The organism is Parabacteroides sp. CH2-D42-20, from assembly GCF_003670185.1.
In the GTDB taxonomy this organism is placed as follows: domain Bacteria; phylum Bacteroidota; class Bacteroidia; order Bacteroidales; family Tannerellaceae; genus Parabacteroides; species Parabacteroides distasonis.
This window is the reverse complement of record NZ_RAYG01000002.1, coordinates 115,330-133,000: the sequence shown is the minus strand read 5'-3', so window position 1 is coordinate 133,000 and position 17,671 is coordinate 115,330. Positions and strand designations below refer to the sequence as shown.

Annotated in this window: 13 protein-coding genes; 10 read left to right on the top strand and 3 right to left on the bottom strand. The window is 41.9% G+C overall.

The window, feature by feature from the left end; all coding sequences use genetic code 11:
- The first annotated feature begins 18 nt into the window (after positions 1 to 18).
- Positions 19 to 408: a hypothetical protein gene (locus D7V92_RS02135; RefSeq protein ID WP_121772175.1), complete on the top strand. Its 390-nt coding sequence runs from the start codon at positions 19 to 21 to the stop codon at positions 406 to 408.
- 236 nt (positions 409 to 644) lie between these two features.
- Here D7V92_RS02135 and D7V92_RS02130 read toward each other — a convergent pair whose 3' ends face one another.
- Both D7V92_RS02130 and D7V92_RS02125 read right to left on the bottom strand, forming a co-directional pair.
- Positions 645 to 854, bottom strand: coding sequence for a hypothetical protein (locus D7V92_RS02130; RefSeq protein WP_121772174.1), 210 nt, complete (start codon positions 852 to 854; stop codon positions 645 to 647).
- Positions 855 to 865: 11 nt separating this feature from the next.
- Positions 866 to 1,066 (bottom strand): hypothetical protein, encoded by a 201-nt coding sequence (locus D7V92_RS02125; protein WP_057327626.1) that lies wholly within the window; start codon positions 1,064 to 1,066, stop codon positions 866 to 868.
- A 133-nt stretch (positions 1,067 to 1,199) separates the two neighbouring features.
- On the opposite strand from D7V92_RS02125, the gene D7V92_RS02120 reads away from it, so the two are divergent.
- Positions 1,200 to 1,937, top strand: coding sequence for a LexA family transcriptional regulator (locus tag D7V92_RS02120; RefSeq protein WP_121772173.1), 738 nt, complete (start codon positions 1,200 to 1,202; stop codon positions 1,935 to 1,937).
- A 377-nt stretch (positions 1,938 to 2,314) separates the two neighbouring features.
- On the opposite strand, the gene D7V92_RS02115 is transcribed toward D7V92_RS02120, so the two are convergent.
- Complete coding sequence (locus D7V92_RS02115; protein WP_121772172.1) at positions 2,315 to 2,533, bottom strand: hypothetical protein; 219 nt, start codon at positions 2,531 to 2,533, stop codon at positions 2,315 to 2,317.
- Between the two features lie 447 nt (positions 2,534 to 2,980).
- Between D7V92_RS02115 and D7V92_RS02110 the strand changes: the two genes are divergently transcribed.
- The 8 genes from D7V92_RS02110 (at position 2,981) to D7V92_RS02075 (ending at position 17,661) form a co-directional block, all read left to right on the top strand.
- The gene (locus D7V92_RS02110; protein WP_036615447.1) at positions 2,981 to 6,358 is read left to right on the top strand and encodes a TonB-dependent receptor; all 3,378 of its coding nucleotides are present in this window, start codon (positions 2,981 to 2,983) and stop codon (positions 6,356 to 6,358) included.
- Between the two features lie 4 nt (positions 6,359 to 6,362).
- Positions 6,363 to 7,922: a RagB/SusD family nutrient uptake outer membrane protein gene (locus D7V92_RS02105; protein WP_005854088.1), complete on the top strand. Its 1,560-nt coding sequence runs from the start codon at positions 6,363 to 6,365 to the stop codon at positions 7,920 to 7,922.
- Positions 7,923 to 7,945: 23 nt separating this feature from the next.
- Complete coding sequence (locus D7V92_RS02100; RefSeq protein ID WP_121772171.1) at positions 7,946 to 9,352, top strand: sulfatase; 1,407 nt, start codon at positions 7,946 to 7,948, stop codon at positions 9,350 to 9,352.
- Between the two features lie 12 nt (positions 9,353 to 9,364).
- Positions 9,365 to 10,744, top strand: a complete 1,380-nt coding sequence (locus D7V92_RS02095; protein ID WP_121772170.1) for a sulfatase — start codon at positions 9,365 to 9,367, stop codon at positions 10,742 to 10,744.
- Positions 10,745 to 10,768: 24 nt separating this feature from the next.
- Positions 10,769 to 12,127, top strand: coding sequence for a sulfatase (locus D7V92_RS02090; RefSeq protein ID WP_121772169.1), 1,359 nt, complete (start codon positions 10,769 to 10,771; stop codon positions 12,125 to 12,127).
- A gap of 150 nt (positions 12,128 to 12,277) precedes the next feature.
- Positions 12,278 to 12,826 carry an RNA polymerase sigma factor gene (locus D7V92_RS02085; protein ID WP_121772232.1) on the top strand — a complete coding sequence of 183 codons (549 nt, stop codon included), beginning with the start codon at positions 12,278 to 12,280 and terminating at the stop codon, positions 12,824 to 12,826.
- A gap of 243 nt (positions 12,827 to 13,069) precedes the next feature.
- Entirely contained in the window at positions 13,070 to 14,149 is a 1,080-nt protein-coding gene (locus D7V92_RS02080) for a FecR family protein (RefSeq protein WP_199718891.1), read from the top strand.
- Positions 14,150 to 14,283: 134 nt separating this feature from the next.
- Positions 14,284 to 17,661 (top strand): SusC/RagA family TonB-linked outer membrane protein, encoded by a 3,378-nt coding sequence (locus tag D7V92_RS02075; protein ID WP_121772231.1) that lies wholly within the window; start codon positions 14,284 to 14,286, stop codon positions 17,659 to 17,661.
- The last annotated feature ends 10 nt before the right edge of the window (positions 17,662 to 17,671 follow it).

Below are 17,671 nucleotides of genomic sequence, written 5' to 3'. Positions count from 1 at the left end.
TAACTAATACTTAATACCATGAATAATATCATTGAAGAAAAAGACCTTATGCTTTCCTTTGTCTGCGAACGTGGTTCCTATATCGGTATCACGGGTTTCGCCTATTCTGAATACCCCATTAAGGGGAAAGAAAAGATTATAGGCATTATGAAACACTTTCAAAGGCTCAACCTAATTAGCGAATGTAGTGCCAATGCTTATAAGGTCTCATATCTTTTACATCTTGAAGCCTCTGAACTTCTTTCCAAGGGGGGATTTAAAGCCCAAGAAGAACTTCTTCAGGCGAACATTGAAAAGTTGCTTCTTGAGATTGAAGACCTCAAACCGTCGCTTCCTCATAAAGCGGAAACGATTACAAGCATCGCAGCCGGTATTGCTACCGCAGCTGGGCTTCTCTTCGGGAAATAGCATTACGACATAATTCCAGAAGCAATCCACCGGGGAGCCAAAAAATGGGCATTTTCTTGTCAAATGGGTGGCGACATACTGGTCGTAATAGACTTCGCCATCCATTTTTACAATGGTTCGTTCACCTTTTATACAATGTTTGTTTACTCCTTCTTTCTCAAAATCCGATTCATCAAATCCATATGTGATGCGGGTGACTGTTACTTCTATACTACCAAGCTCTTTCATTTCCTATATCATTTAATTATTTCAATCGTACAATCATCCAATTTCCCGGCAAGGACTGCCCTTACATAAGCCATCGCACATTCACCGGAAGCAGCTACTACAAAATCCGTCTGGCCTGTCCCCGTAGCCGCTATATCCTCGTGGCCGTTGAACTTCTCTATCAGGTTCAGCATCTTAAACTGTTCCGCTTCATCAATAAATACTTTGATTGCTTTCATATTTTACCGTTTTAATTAAGTTCGATTTCTATTGTGTCAAGCAAATTGCCAGTAATCATACTGTTTACAGCCAGCTCCGCAACTCTTACACAGTTTTCTTTCATCCACCTTTTAGCGTGATTGATTGCAGTCTGTTTACTACTACCGTCCGGTATTGATACGCCCAAATCATTATAGCGTTCATCTGTCAACTCAAACCAATACCTTTTCATATTTCACTCCTTTAATTATTGAACTGTCGAGCGTTTTTTATTATATTTACCGCCCGTTAATATGTTTAACACGCTGCAAATATATAGAAGTTTTTCTATATATAGAATGTTTCATTGAAAAAAATCAAGTTTTATGGAGAATTTTATAGAAAGACTTCAACATTATATGAAAACAAAAGGCATTAACGACAATCAAATGACTGTTATAGCAGGTCTTTCTGTTGGGCTTATAGGTAAAGCAAAGGCCTCTGGTAAAGGCATGAGTTCTACTAATATAGAGAAAATTCTATACGCATACCCGGATTTAAATCCCAATTGGCTATTAACAGGTAGAGGTACTATGCTACAAGAGGAAAATCCTCCATTGGTAGATTCGACACATACAAACCCAGTAAAAAGCGTTAATTGTATACCTCCGACAGCCCCAATAGAAAATACTGCTGACAAACCAGTAGCTATACCGACTATTCATCCCAATGAAGGGATACCACTAATACCAATTGAAGCGATGGCCGGAGCTTTAACAAGCGAACAGACTATTTTAGAGTACGAATGCGAACGTTACGTCATACCAATGTTCAAAGGGGCTGACTTTCTCATACCGGTGAAAGGTTCCAGCATGTATCCGAAATATAGTTCCGGTGATATTGTAGCCTGCCAACATGTGCCTATGTCCGATCTGTTCTTTCAATGGAATAAAGTATATGTTATCGACACAACACAAGGGCCACTTATTAAAAGAATAAAACCCGGCAGCGACAAAGAACATGTGTCCATTATATCAGACAACCCCAATTATGATCCGTTCGAACTACATTTAAGCGCAATCCACTCGGTTGCACTTGTAATAGGGGTATTAAGGCTTGAATAATCCCTCAAAGGCATACGCACACAAAAATGAAAGCCGGGAAAGGAGATATAAAGCATAACTATCTGATAATACGTGATATAATAGGTATAATTGTGTTGATTAATACGTTTATATAAATGGCTTTTTCTACCCATTTAAACGGCTTTTTCTGTCAAAACAAACCGTTTTATGTTGTTTTTATATATTTTACAAGCATCATATTACATGTTTTTGTAAGTCTTTTGTAAGTGTTTTAACATATATTTTGTACGTGTTTTATGTAGGTGTTTTTGTAAGGCATTCAAGTAAAACAAGATGTTAGAACACCAATAAAAAAGCCGTTAGAATACCATATCAAAGGCATTTTGACGGCTTCTAATATTCAATGTAACAACACTTTAACTTCCGCCTCTAATAAGGTAGGATTGCTTTATAATAGCTTTTCGGGTAGGCAAGGACGTTCCATCACTTAAACCGGCATGTAGAAGGGTACTTTTCTTAATACCGATACGTTCTTCGTCCAGTGTTTTGAATATGGCAGATATACTACCAAAATAGAAATCTTTTTTCTCAAATATCAGGTGTACATGTATCACCTTTGTTTCTGTCTTTCCCATGCGTATTTGGAATTTTATACTGCAAAACTACCAAATAATAAATATTTGGAAGTTTTTATATCGTTAAACTACCAAAAAAGGAAAAATAAAAAACAGCAAAAACAAAGCCGCCGGCAACCTCGTTTTGAGGCCCTATGGCGGCTTTGTTTTTCGTATCGGGGAAATATAAGCAAAGTAAAGAGAAAAGTAAATGGCGGCCGGCGTTTGCTTTAATTAGATAACTTCAAGTGTTAAGCTAAAACTAAGCAAGTGTAAGGCAAAAACCGTTTCGTTTTAAACCGGCATTCGTGTCCTATCCTTCTGAAACGCCTATGAATAAAGGCTTTCCGTAGTGTTTTCAATATTCAGAGTTAAACCGCTTCGTTCTGTGCCCCATATACCCTTTTCGGCTGCCGGTCGTATTAAAAATAAATTTCTAATACCAACTATTAAAATCAATACAAATATATGAAAGAAAAGCAAGAAAGCCCTCGGCGTAGGTGCCTTTTAATATTAATTGAGAAAATACCGAATGCCATGAAGTTAACCTTTCTATTTTTAGTCATATCCTTGCTGAGTTTCACGGCTACCGCCTCGGCTCAGCGGGTTTCTATTGTGCTGGACAATGCGAAAGTGGAGAAAGTTTTAGCTACCATCACCCACCAAACCGGGTTGAGTGTTGCGTATAGCAAACAAATCGTAGATTTGAATCGGAGAGTGAGCGTTAATTTTACGAATGCAGAATTGACAAATGTATTGGATAAAATAACGGAGGGCACGTCATTAAGTTATGAAGTTAAAAATGGAAAGATCTACTTATTTGAAAAACCTATAGCGAATGCGGTCACCCAGCAAGCCAAAAAAATAACGGGTGTTGTTGTCGATTCAAAAGGGGAACCTATCATTGGAGCGAATGTTGTGGAGAAAGGTACTACAAATGGTACGATAACAGACTTTGATGGTAAATTTATTTTGGAGGTATCGGATAACGCGACACTTCAATTTTCTTATATCGGCTTTATGCCAACAACTGTCGCTATTGCGGGACAGACTTCATTGAATGTACGTTTAAGGGAGGATACACAGGCTTTGGAAGAGGTTGTGGTTGTTGGTTATGGAACCCAGAAGAAGGTGAATTTGACAGGTTCTGTTTCTTCAGTCAAATTTGATGAGGAATTGGCGAATCGTCCGATCACTGATGCTTCTCAAGCACTTTCCGGAAAGGTTTCCGGCGTGTGGATCAGCCAGAATTCGGGTAAGCCGGGAGATGATGGAGCGCAATTGAGAATTCGTGGCTGGGGTACATTGAATAATTCGGACCCGTTGGTGATTATTGACGGAGTAGAAGGGGTATTCAGCCAAGTAAATCCGAGTGACATCGAAAGTATCACAGTCTTGAAGGATGCGGCTAGTGCGGCTATTTACGGATCAAAGGCCGCTAACGGTGTCGTTTTGGTTACGACGAAGATGGGAAAGAATAATGAGAAAACCCAAGTAGAGTTGAACTCTTACGTCGGAATGCAGCAGATCGGACGTCATTTTGATTTAGTGACGAATAGCGCCGAGCATATGACTATGGCGAATCAAGCTTTGGTGAATGGGGGAGAGAACCCTCTTTTCTCGGAAACATTGATCTCTAATTTCGCAAACGGAACAGATCCTTATAAATACCCGAATACGGATTGGTATGACTCTCTTTATCGGAATGCTTTAATAACAGGGCATAATTTATCCATTCGCGGTGGATCGGAGAAACTATCTTCCTTCTTGTCTTTGAACTATTTGAGTCAGGAAGGTATTTTGATGAACTCTAAGGCGGAGCGGTTCGGTATCCGGGCAAATGTGGAGTATAAAGTGAATTCATGGTTGAGAGTTGGCGCTCGTTTGAATTATACTCGTAGGAATTCCCAAGAGCCTTTTGATTTGTTCCGTGTATTCGAACAGCAACAAGGCGCGGCTCCTTTCATCGCTCCATATACCCGGGATGGCCGTTTCGGTTCGGTAGAAGCGATTAAGGATGATGGTACTTTATTGTATACGACTTATCAGCCGGTTATAGACGCTTCGAACGGGGCGACTAAAACATCCAAGGATTATATGGCTGTAAATGCTTTCGCTACCGTAGATTTTACGAAAGACTTGAACTTACAAGTAACATGGGCCTCTAATGGCAATTGGAAAATGGTTGATAAATATAATGAGACCCTTTATGGATATACGGATTCTGGCATAGAGACGATACCGAAAAATTACAATCGTGATGGTATTGTGTTGAGTAGAGAGCAAGTATCGACCATGCGTAATAATTTCCAAGCGACATTAAACTATAGCAAGCGATTTGCGGATAAGCATTATGTTGCCGCTATCCTTGGTACCCAATTGGAGAATTATAGTATAAAGAACGTATTTGCCCGAAGAACCAACCCTCCTAAAGAAGGATTAACCCAAGTGGACGCGGGAACGGAAGGTATCAAGGGAGAGGGAAATTTTGAAGGTCTACGCATGGCATCTTATTTTGGTCGATTGAATTATGCCTTTGCGGATAAATATTTATTTGAGATGAATCTCCGTGCCGATGCCTCCTCTCGTTTTAAACGGGGAAATCGTTGGGGTGTTTTTCCGGGCTTCTCTGCAGGATGGCGTTTGAGTGAAGAGGCGTTTATTAAGAACCTGAATCTGTTTTCTAATTTGAAACTACGTGCGTCGTGGGGACAATTAGGCAATCAAACTATTGAAGGATATTGGCCTTATTTAACAGTGATCTCCCAAAATTATGACTTGAGTTATAATTATGGAGGTTCATTGGCTCCGGGTGCTGCCGTAACCGCTTTGGTGGATGAGGATATTACTTGGGAAACTACTTCTTCCTTGGATATTGGCGTGGATTTGGGCTTCTTAGGTAATAAGTTGAATATTGAAGCTGATTACTTCAATAAAAAGACAACCGATATTATCGTTCAATTGCCAATACCAAATGTATTAGGGGATAAGACCGCGCCGTTTGAGAATGTGGGCGAAATGAAAAATAATGGTTTTGAGTTAGTCGTGAATTATGATAATCTTGAGACGAGCAGAGATCGCCTTGGATTTAACGTAGGACTAAACTTTACGTATATCGATAATAAAGTAACGAAATTTCAAGGAGGAAACTCTCCGGACCAGCTTTATTTGATTCGTGAGGGATATCCGTATAAGGCTTTGTATGGCTATAAAGCGGTTGGCATCTATCAATCGGACGAAGAAGCCGCTCAACATATGCATAGCAATGGGCTTAAGCCGGAAATGGGAAATCTGAAATACGAGGATGTTAATAACGATGGAAAATTAGACTATCAAGATAAACAAGTACTTGGTAATACGATTCCTAAAATTACGTATGGACTTACTGCCGGCTTACGCTATAAAGGGTTTGACTTAAATATCTTATTCCAAGGTTTGGGACAGGCGAATGCGTTTACGAAGAGCGGCATGACCCGTATGCAATACGAATGGCTGACTATTTCTGATAAATGGCGGGATGCGTGGAGCCCAGAGAATCCGGACTCAAATATACCGATGCTTCGGTTTGACTCTTCATGGGACACGTATGACTCCTCATTTTGGGTACATCGTATCGATTTCTTGAAATTGAAGAACTTACAATTAGGTTATGCGTTCCCTGAATGGATTACCTCAAAGCTAAAAATGCAACGGTTGTATGTATATGCGAATGCCCAGAACCTGTTTACGATTATGTGGAAAAAAGGGTATGAAGGATATGATCCGGAAAGAAATACGTTTGATTCGGGTACCAATTATTACCCGACTCCGAGAATATTTACATTTGGTATAAATCTTAATTTCTAAAAGTATGAAACAGTTATTAGCATATTGCTTATCAATTATACTATGTGTCTCTTTCACGGGATGTATGGAGAATTATTTGGATTTGTATCCTGAGGATAAGATTACTTCGGCGAGTTTCCCGGAAAATGAATCGGATATCAAACTCCTTTTAAATGGTGTCTATGCTCAATTGAGGGAAAAAGAGGTTTATAATCAAGGCTTGTTTGGCTTTGGCATAACGGATGGAGCTACCCCTAACGCATTTAACTGGGGAACGGATGAGGTTTTTAATAAGCTGGGTGCCGGGCGATTGAGCTCTAGTGACGGAGGAGTCGTAACGTATCGTTGGAAAAGATGTTACGAGATAATCTCCCGGGCAAACTATTTGTTGGCCTGTATGGATTTAGTGGATTTATCGGAAGAAGCGAAAGCCAAATATTCAGGTGAGACTCATTTTCTACGGGGACTGGCTTATTCCGTGCTAGCGGAAACCTATGGTGGGGTACCTATTATATTGACGAACATTTCCACGGAAGAAGCTCGTAGCTTGAAGCGGGCGAGTTTGGAGGAGACTTGGCAACAGGCGTTGGATGATTATGAGGTTGCGATCACCAATTTGGGAGTGGATGCTCCCGAGCCGGGGCGTGCTACCAAGGGGGCGGCTTTAGGTATGAAAATGCGAGCCTACTTATACCAAGGTAAATACAAGGAGGTTCTGGCTTGTGTCGAGCAAATTGATGCGTTGAAGAAATATGGTCTATTCCATAGTTATGAGGGCTTGTTTGATCCGGCTAATGAGAACAATAAGGAAGTATTGTTTGATATCCAATATATTGAAGGCGAAAATTCGCAAGGTTCCTATATTGACCAGTATTGCGGAACGGGTACCGGAAGTTGGACCCGTGGAAGCCGTTATGTCCCTACGGATGATTTGGTAGCGGCTTATGAGACGATCGACGGCTCTCCTGTAGATCCCGAGAATCCTTATGAGAACCGGGATCCTCGTTTAGGTTTCACGGCTGTACTTCCGGGTTCTTATTTCTTGGGCTATCGTTTCCCTAATTACCTGTATCCGGGAGGTGCGTTTAATCATGCCGGTAATCGGTTGAAACATTTAAGTACCCGTAAATATCGGATTCAGGATGAGTCAAAGCTTCCTCCTTCCGGACAATCTTATATCAATGATATCATACTGAGATATGCGGATGTCTTATTGTCAAAAGCGGAGGCGATTATTGAGACGAATGGAAATGTGGCGGATGCGATCGCTATCCTTAACCGGATCCGTACGGAAAGGGATGATGTTAAGATCTCTTTGTTGCCGACATCTATGAGCCGTGAGGAGGCCCGTGAGAAAGTGAGACATGAGAGACGGATTGAGTTAGCATTAGAAGGACGTTATTGGTCAGATGTAAAACGTTGGAAAATCGGTAAGGAACTTTACCCTATGATTATTAAGGATCATGAGGGTAGCGTGATCGAGACGAAGTTCCCAAATGGCTATTTGGAATATTACGATTTATTACCGATTCCTGATAGCGAGCGCTCTTTGAATCCGAATTTGGATCAGAACCCGGGTTGGTAATGTTCAACTAAAAGAAGGATGAAATGAAATTTATATCTAAACTAATATCTGTATTAGCTTTTTCCGGAGCGGCCGTGGCTACTCAAGCGGCGGAAAGGCCAAATGTGATAATCGTATTTATCGATGATTTCGGATATGGGGATTTAGGTTGTTACGGGAGTACGAAGCATCGTACTCCCCATATCGACCAGATGGCTAAAGAGGGAATACGACTGACCGATTTTTATGTGGGTTCGAGCGTGAGCACACCTTCCAGATCGGCTTTATTGACAGGGTGTTATCCAAGGCGAGTCTCCATGCATGTAAATGCGGACCCTACACCTTTGATGTCCAAAGGGAGGCAAGTGCTATTTCCAGCTTCGCATAAAGGCTTGAATCCCGGTGAGATAACGATCGCCGAGTTGATGAAGGAGCAGGGATATGCGACGGCTTGTATCGGGAAATGGCATCTAGGGGATCAATTGCCATTTCTTCCTACCCGGCAGGGTTTCGACTACTATTATGGTATTCCTTATAGTAACGATATGGATCGTCCGTATTGTCCGTTACCCTTGATGGAACAGGAGGAGGTAATAGTGGCTCCTGTCGGTCATGATTCCTTGACGATTCGTTATACCAATAAGACTGTGGAGTTTATAAAGTCTCATAAGGAATCTCCGTTCTTTATTTACTTGTGCCATAATATGACTCATAATCCGTTAGCGGCTTCTCCCGCTTTCAAGGGAAAGTCTCAGAACGGACTCTATGGAGATGCGACCGAGGAATTGGATTGGTCGATGGGAGTCTTGCTTGAGACTTTAAAGGAGGAAGGATTGGATCAAAATACCTTGGTTATCTTTACTTCCGATAATGGTGCGGATGAACACTTCGGCGGTACGAACCGTCCGTTGAGAGGCCAAAAGGGTACGACGTATGAAGGTGGGTTCAGGGTGCCTTGTATAATGAGATGGCCCGCTAAAATACCGGCGGGACAGGAGACTGATAATCTGGTGACTTCGATGGATTTCTTACCGACATTGGCGCATTATTGCGGTTATGCGGTTCCTTCCGACCGGGTGATAGATGGGCATAATGTGTCTGGAATCTTGGAGGGAGAATCGATGGCATCGCCCACGGAGACTTTCTATTATTACCAGAAACAACAATTACAAGCGGTACGTTGGGGAAACTGGAAGTATCATTTACCTTTGAAGGAACGTATCAAAGGCCCTCACTTCCCGGATACGGAAGTCGGTGAAGCTCGTTTATATAATTTGGCGAATGATTTGTCGGAAACAACCAATGTCATCGATAAACATCCCGAAGTAGTGACGAAGATGAATCAATGGATCGAACAGGTTCGTAATGATATGGGAGATTGGGGATATGAAGGCCGGAACCAGCGTCCTGCCGGTATCATAGATGAACCTTTTGCCCGTTTACTTAAATAAAAAGATACGCATATGAAAACACTGAAATCATTGTCTGTTTTAACAGCGGCGGTATTATCGAACAGCTTGAGCTTGAACGCTGCCTCGGATGCGGCCAATAAGCCTAATTTTGTAATCATATTCTGTGACGATATGGGATATGGGGATTTGAGTTGCTATGGGAATCCCACGATCCGCACACCGAATATAGACCGTATGGCTTGTGAAGGAATGAAGCTGACCCAGTTTTATGTGGGGGCCGGAGTCTCTACACCAAGTCGGGCCGCGTTAATGACCGGACGTTTGCCGGTTCGAAATGGATTGTATGGAGATCGGGTAGCCGTACTTTTCCCTAACTCAAAGGCTGGGTTAGGACAAGATGAGGTCACGATCGCCAAGGTTTTACAACAAAGTGGGTATGCGACCGGCTGTGTAGGCAAATGGCATTTAGGAGCGTTCTCTCCCTATTTACCGACGGATCATGGTTTTGATACCTATTTCGGCATACCTTATTCCAATGATATGAGCCCCGTTCAGAATAAAGGCGCGCATGCCCGGAATTTTCCTCCGACTCCATTGATAGTGGATGGTAAGCAAATCGAATCGGAACCGGATCAGGGAGAATTAACCCGTCGCTATACGGAGAAAGCGGTATCGTTCATCAAGGATCATTCAAAGGAACCTTTCTTCCTTTATTTCGCTCATACCTTCCCGCATATCCCATTGTACACGAATGCCCGTTTCGAGGGAACGAGCAAACGAGGCCTGTACGGAGATGTGGTTGAGGAAATAGACTGGAGCGTTGGGGAGGTGTTGAAGGCTCTGCGTGAAAATGGCTTGGACGAGAATACGTTTGTTATTTTTACCAGCGATAACGGCCCTTGGCTGACGGAGCATGAGAATGGTGGTTCCGCAGGTCCGTTGAAGGATGGCAAGGGTACTTGGTGGGAAGGTGGCTTCCGGGTTCCGGCCATTTGTTGGATGCCGGGAAAAATCAATCCGGCGATTAACGATGAGATTATGACCTCGATGGATTTATATCCGACTTTCCTCTCGATGGCGGGTATCGAGCAACCGAAAGATCTTGTATTGGATGGCGTGAATCAAACCGGATTATTGTTTGAGGAAAAGCATTCCGCCCGTGATGAAGTTTATTATTGGTGGGGAAGCGAGTTGATGGCGATCCGTAAAGGGGAGTGGAAGTATTATTTTAAGACGATCAAGGACCAATATCTGCGAACCTGTAAGATCGAGACTCCGGCAGAACCCTTGTTGTATAACGTGGAGACAGATATCTCAGAGCGATTCAATCAGGCGGATAAGCATCCGGAGATCGTGAAATTACTGATCGAGGCTGGTGAGAAACATAAGAAAGGAATGAAGATCAAACCTTCCGTATGTGATATGATGTAATGGGAAATTAAAAACAACAGATAGATGAATAAATATATACTGACAGCGGCTTGCGGATTGGCTTTTTCCGCAGCTTCCGCACAAACAAAGGCTTTGCCGGATAGCCCGAATATCCTGCTGATTTTGGTGGATGATTTGGGATATGGTGATTTGTCCTGTCAAGGAGCCGCCAAGGGCATTCAAACTCCACATATCGATAAATTATTAAATGAAGGAGTTCGTTTCACGAATTTCCATGCGAACTGTCCGGTCTCCTCTCCTAGTAGAGCTTCCTTATTAACCGGTCGTTATCCGGATATGGTAGGCGTACCGGGAGTCATTCGTACGCATAAAGAGGATAGCTGGGGGTATCTGTCGGAGGATGCCGTATTATTACCCCAGATGTTGAAGAAAAGAGGCTATCATAATGCGATGGTTGGAAAATGGAATCTAGGATTGGAATCTCCGAATACCCCTACGGAAAGGGGCTTCGATTTCTACCGGGGATTTTTAGGGGATATGATGGATGATTATTATACCCATCGTCGTTTCGGAAATAATTATATGCGTGAGAACTTGAAAGAGATCGATCCACAAGGACATGCTACAGAGATTTTCTCTGATTGGGCGATCCGTTACCTGTCGGATATGAAGCAAAAGCAAGAGCCTTTCTTCTTGTATCTAGCTTATAATGCCCCACATACCCCGATACAACCTCCTCAGGAATGGCTGGAAAAGGTGAAAAAGCGTGAACCGTCACTTCCAGAGAAGCGTGCTAAGATTGTCGCCTTGATTGAGCATTTGGATTATAACGTCGGACGTGTGTATGAGGCCTTGGAACAGAATGGCCAGTTGGAGAATACGATCATTATATTTACCTCTGATAATGGAGGGCAGGACGATGCGGGTGCGAATAACGGCCCGTTCAGAGGCGCGAAGCAGGATATGTATGAGGGAGGGATCCGGGTAGCCGGAGGTATTTATTGGAAGAACCAGATCCGTCCGGCGGTACGTGATAATTTCGTCATGCTTTCGGATATGTTCCCGACCTTATGCGATCTGACAGCCGTGCCTGTATCACATGAGATCGACGGTATCAGTATCTTGCCTCTTTTACGGGGTGAGGAACAAGATACCGGAGATCGAATGGTGCATTGGGTGCGAAGGGAAGGTAATTCCCGATATGGAGGTCAGGCATATTACGCATCTCAATACCGGGATTTCAAGATTTTACAAAATACTCCTTGGGAGCCTATTCAATTCTTTAATATAAAGGAAGATCCGAAGGAACAAAGTCCGATCGGGGAACGATCTTCGGATACGTATAAAAACTTGTTCAATGGCTTGATGGAGCATATCCGTCAGACGGGTATGATACCGTGGCAAGGCAAACGGTATAAGTGATTTTCCCATGTGATTTTTTAGAAGCACGTACATCGCTATTCATGGTGGTGTACGTGCTTTTTTGTAATTTTTTATTGCTCTTAACTGAATTTGAATGTTTTTTTGTATGTTTGCGCCAAATCTGTGGGAGTTATTGTCTACATGATCTATATGGAAATATCCGATGAGAAGCTATGGGAATCGTGTCTGAAGGGAGATAAGGAAGCCTTCCGTGAGCTTTATTGCCGATTTTACGCATTGCTGTGCAATTATGGAATCAAGTTACTTCCCGACAAGAACTTGGTGGAAGATTGCGTACAGGATATTTTTATCAATTTGATTCAAAACCATACTTCCCTCTCTCCGACGGCGAATGTCAGAGGATATCTGCTTAAGGCTTTAAGACATAAGCTGTATGATACGATCGAGAAAAACAGGAAAATGGAGGATGTCTCCTTATATGAGGACGTGTTTCAAGTGGATGAGTTATTCTCCCGTATCGCATTGGATACGACAGATACGGACGACCGGGTTAAACTTTTGATGAAAGCCTTGACAAAACTTTCTCCCCATCAGCGAGAGATCATTTATCTTTATTATGTAAATGAATTGGGGCATAATGAGATAGCTGGTATTTTAGGCATAAATTACCAATCCAGTAAAAATTTATTGTCTAGAACACTCCGTAAGTTAAGGCGGTGGTTCTCGTTGGAGCTTTAATGTATTCTTGGACTCTCTTTATGTCGCAGTATATCAAAGATATATTGTGCCAATAATTTTCACCTTGATGGCACAGTCGTGCCATCCAAGTGGCATAGTTGTGCCATCAAGGTGGCACAGCCGTGCCCTAGGGATGGCAAAAGAGGTTGTAAGAATGAAAAAAATGGCGGATTCGCTATTTTTCCCGGTAAAAAGTGAGTACCAAAACGAATTCCATCCGTAATAAGAGTAAACAGGTATCTCGTGAATAAGAAACAGGACATGGTTGAGAAGGATTCATTTCGGCAAGCCGGAGAAGATTTGTTGCGTAAAGTTCGTGAAGAGGAGCGAGTGGATTTGCGACTGGCACTTTCTTCTTGGCAGAAGCTGGAGGAACGTTTGAATGCTCCCCGTAAGACCTCTGTTTTACGTATACGCTATCTTGTTTCTTCCGTAGCGGCCGCCGTCATGTTGCTTCTTGCCGTGGGATGTTATTTTTGGATAATGGGGCATGATAAATCTTCATTGCCTTTGGCCTTGTTGGAGGAAAAGAATGTTGGCGCCTTGCCGGGGGATGAGATTCTCTTGGTGAAGGATCAAGGTTGGGTTCAACTGAAAGATGAAGCTACGGTAATTTATGATACGGTAGGCAAATCAAATGTAGAGGAACACCAAATAGAAAAGAATGAGCAAGAAACTAAAATTGATGAGCCGGATCAAATAATAGTACCGAAAGGACGGCGTGCGAATATCGTATTTTCAGATGGTACTAAAATGTATATTAATGCAGAGACCCGGGTGATTTTTCCTACGGTTTTTGCTAAAGATAAGCGGGAGATATTAGTGGATGGAGAGGTCTATTTGGAAGTTGCTGCGGACCCTTCTCGCCCTTTTATTGTTAAAACGAGTACGATCGAGGTAAAAGTGCTTGGCACTCGATTCAATGTGTGTGCTTATCGGGATGAACCTGCGGCTTCCGTTGTATTAGTGGAAGGACAGGTCGAGGTGAAAAATGGCGATAATGGTAAGAATGTGCTGAGCCCTGATGATATGCTTGAGTTAAAGGGTAAAGAAATATCGATCAAAAAGGTAGATGTCTTTGAACATATTTGTTGGAAAGATAACTTGATGCTGTTAAATGATCGTAAGGTTGGAGAGGTCTTAAATCGGTTGTCTCGTTATTATGGCCGGACTATTTTATTTGGCAAAGAGATAGGTGAAATACCTATTTCAGGAAAATTGGACCTGAGAGAGAGCTTGGAGGAAGTTGTTGAGATTATTTGTCAATCTCTTTTTCTACGCCAAGAGAGAGACGGGGAGAATAATATAATTTTATTAAAATAATTTGCCTATGGGAAAGGAATGATCTGTAAGCGTGTTTGCATTTACAAGAGAGCCAGAAGATACTGCCATATCTTCCGGCTCAAGAGCTTTGTTTAATCAATAATTACGTACTAAAGAAAAAACATTACAAAGGTATGAAGAAAAAAGAAGATTTCTGCCGAGAATCAAATCATTTTCTCAAAAGTCTTGGTTTAGCCTTATGTCTGGTAAGTTTTGGAGGATCTGCGATATATGCGTCTTCCCTATATGCGCAACGGACTATGCTAAGCATTCAAATGAATGATCGTACGGTAGAAGATGTATTTGAATACATTGAGAAAAACAGTGAGTTTATTTTTGTGTATCATGGTTCTAACATTGATTTGCATAGGAAAGTTAATCTGGATGTTCGGGATCAGTCTGTAGAGATAATATTAGATAAATTATTCAGCGGAACGGATATTGAGTATATTATTAATAATCGTCAAATAATCGTACGTCGAGACACGAAAAAAGAGGATTTACCGATTGCTAATCAACAGACGAAAAAGGTAAAAATAACAGGTGTCGTGAAAGATGCTCACGGGGATCCAGTGATTGGTGCGAATGTAGTAGAAAAAGGAACGACTAACGGCACTATTAGTGATCTGGACGGAAACTTTTCCTTGGATGTTTCCGCTGGGAATGTGCTAATGGTATCTTATGTCGGTTTTCAAGAAAAAGAGGTTCCTGTTGGGGATAAAACAGTTCTCCAGATAGTGCTTGATGAAGATTCAAAAGCCTTGGAGGAAGTTGTCGTTACCGCTTTGGGTATTACTCGTTCAGAGAAAGCGTTAGGTTATGCTACACAAAAGTTCAAGGGGGATGAATTGGAGAAAGTTAAGGGCGTGAATATCGCGACGAGTTTAAGTGGTAGGATCTCGGGCATGCGAGTGTATAATTCTACGGAATTTGGGGTCGCTCCTAAGATAAAATTACGTGGAGAGGAGCCTTTGGTCGTCGTGGATGGCGTTCCTACAAATCAAGCGTTTAGTGATTTCAACCAGGATGTGATTGAGAATATTACTGTGTTGAAAGGGGCTACGGCCTCTGCGTTGTATGGTTCCCGAGGAGGTAATGGAGCGATCATGATTACCACTAAGAAAGGGGGTGATAAGGGCTTTTCTATAGAGGTAAATACCAGTAATATGTTTAATGCCGGACAGTTAAAAATACCGGAGGTGCAGACGGCTTATAGCGCCGGGTCTGGAGGTAAATTTGATAATATAGATTATGTCTGGGGCGATAAGTTGGATATTGGTCGTGTTTATACGCAATGGGATCCTATTAAGAAAGAGTATCGGGAAATGGAGTTGACTTCGAGGGGTAAGAATAATTTTAAGAATTTCTTGGAGTTTAGTATGATCAGTAATACTACGGTCAGTGTATCATCTTCTGGTAAGAATGGAAGCATCCGCACTTCTTTGTCTTATTTGTATGATAAGAATCAATATCCGAATTCACGTAAGAATAAATTCTGGTATAATATTGGTGGAGAGCTGAAACTAGGCAATAAGGCGAGCGTGGAAGGTAGTATGAACTTTACGCAGGAATCTGCGCCGAATACGGCTGGGTATGGATATGGTACCGGATATATGTACAATATTTTATTATGGACTGGTCCGGAGTATGATCTGCGGGATTACAAGGATTATTGGCTTGTCCCAAATGAAAAGCAAAATTGGCATTATACGGATTGGTATGATAATCCTTATTTTGAGGCTTATGAGAAGATTAAGTCGATAAATAATTTTACGACGAATGGTTCATTGTCTTTTAAGTACGAGATACTCCCTTGGATGAAATTGCAATTGCGTGCGGGAGGAGTCGCTTATGCGAATAATAATGTGACTCGTTCTTCGGTGGGAACGATCTCTAAAGGCCGTGGTGGCTGGGAAGACGGAGCGCTGGGTTATTATAAAGAGGGCAAGAAGACTGGTTTTACCATGAATTATGATTTCTTCTTGCTGTTTAATAAGAAGCTGAGTGATTTTAGTGTTGACGGTTTATTGGGAGGTTCTCTTTATTATACGAAAACAAAGAATCTGGAAGCTTCCACGAAGAATGGCTTGTCTGTTCCCGGTTTTTATTCGATAAAAGCTTCCGTAGAAAGTCCGATCGTGGATGCGGAGACTAAGACGAAAAAAGTGAATAGTCTGTTCGGCACGTTGACATTGGGGTATAAGGATACTTACTATCTGGAGGCTACAGGGCGTAATGACTGGTCTTCTACTTTGCCTTCAAATGATAAATCATATTTTTATCCTTCCGTGGGAGTGAGTATTATTCCTTCTAATATAATAAGCTTGCCGGATTGGATACCCTTCTGGAAATTGAGAGGATCGTGGACTGTCTCTAAAACCGATTTAGCTATTTATGATTTAGATCGGGCCTATACGATTAAACAGAATGTTTGGGATGGCTTGAATACGGCTAGTTATCCGGATTATTTGCGTGGCGACGTGAAGCCTATCACGAATCGTACATGGGAAATCGGTACGGGTATTCACTTCTTGCAAGGACATCGCTTGAAATTAGATGTGAGTTATTTCAATAAGTTGACTTATAATAATACGATCAGCCAAAGGATATCTTCCGCTACGGGCTATAAATCGAGATTGATGAATATTGACGAAGAATATGTTCGTCGGGGGGTGGAGATTTCTATTGACGCTACTCCGGTGCAAGTCCGTGATTTCTCATGGGATGTGTCGTTGAATCTTTCGACGAGCAAGAGGTATTACGCTAAATTGGATGAGAACTTCAGCCCGGATAATTTGTGGACATACGTGGGCGCTCGTACGGATTCTTATTCATATAAAGGCTATGACAAAGATCCGGATGGTAATTATATTATTAATACGAATGGCTTGATGTCTAGGAGCCAATATAGCTCTTTGATTGGTTATACGGATCCGGATTTAGAGTATGGTCTAGCGAATGTATTCAAGTATAAGAATTTTACGCTGACACTCAATTTTGATGGCCGTATTGGTGGAAAATCATGGTCGAATACGGAATTCCACATGTTGGAAACCGGCGCTCATCCGGATACGGACAATCAATGGAGATATGATGAGGTGGTGAATGGCAAGAAAAACTATGTGGGTGAAGGTGTCAAGATTGTATCAGGTGAGGTCAAATATGATCAATATGGCAGGATTACATCAGATACGCGGGTATTCGCTCCGAATGATATCGAGACTTCTTATGAGGATTTTGTAAGAAGCAGCCATAATAATCCAGATAAATTAGTTCAGAAAAAGACATTCTTGAAATTGAGGGAAATGTCAATCGGATATAATTTGCCGAAGAAGTTTATTAGTAAGTTAAGTATGAATAGCTGTTATGTAGGCTTTATCGGACAGAACTTATTTGTGTTGACCAAAGATTTTAGATTCTCGGATCCGGATGGCTTTGAGGATATTGAGGGCGAGGATATATCTTCTCCATCTATAAGGTATGTAGGTGTAAACTTGAAAGTTGAATTTTAAAAGCTAAACG

Excerpts from the sequence above, each read along its gene's own strand:
- D7V92_RS02105 (WP_005854088.1), top strand. The coding sequence starts at position 6,363 with ATGAAACAGTTATTAGCATATTGCTTATCAATTATACTATGTGTCTCT.
- D7V92_RS02075 (WP_121772231.1), top strand. The coding sequence starts at position 14,284 with ATGAAGAAAAAAGAAGATTTCTGCCGAGAATCAAATCATTTTCTCAAA.
- D7V92_RS02110 (WP_036615447.1), top strand. The coding sequence starts at position 2,981 with ATGAAAGAAAAGCAAGAAAGCCCTCGGCGTAGGTGCCTTTTAATATTA.
- D7V92_RS02100 (WP_121772171.1), top strand. The coding sequence starts at position 7,946 with ATGAAATTTATATCTAAACTAATATCTGTATTAGCTTTTTCCGGAGCG.
- D7V92_RS02135 (WP_121772175.1), top strand. The coding sequence starts at position 19 with ATGAATAATATCATTGAAGAAAAAGACCTTATGCTTTCCTTTGTCTGC.
- D7V92_RS02085 (WP_121772232.1), top strand. The coding sequence starts at position 12,278 with ATGGAAATATCCGATGAGAAGCTATGGGAATCGTGTCTGAAGGGAGAT.
- D7V92_RS02115 (WP_121772172.1), bottom strand. The coding sequence starts at position 2,533 with ATGGGAAAGACAGAAACAAAGGTGATACATGTACACCTGATATTTGAG.
- D7V92_RS02130 (WP_121772174.1), bottom strand. The coding sequence starts at position 854 with ATGAAAGCAATCAAAGTATTTATTGATGAAGCGGAACAGTTTAAGATG.
- D7V92_RS02095 (WP_121772170.1), top strand. The coding sequence starts at position 9,365 with ATGAAAACACTGAAATCATTGTCTGTTTTAACAGCGGCGGTATTATCG.
- D7V92_RS02120 (WP_121772173.1), top strand. The coding sequence starts at position 1,200 with ATGGAGAATTTTATAGAAAGACTTCAACATTATATGAAAACAAAAGGC.
- D7V92_RS02125 (WP_057327626.1), bottom strand. The coding sequence starts at position 1,066 with ATGAAAAGGTATTGGTTTGAGTTGACAGATGAACGCTATAATGATTTG.
- D7V92_RS02090 (WP_121772169.1), top strand. The coding sequence starts at position 10,769 with ATGAATAAATATATACTGACAGCGGCTTGCGGATTGGCTTTTTCCGCA.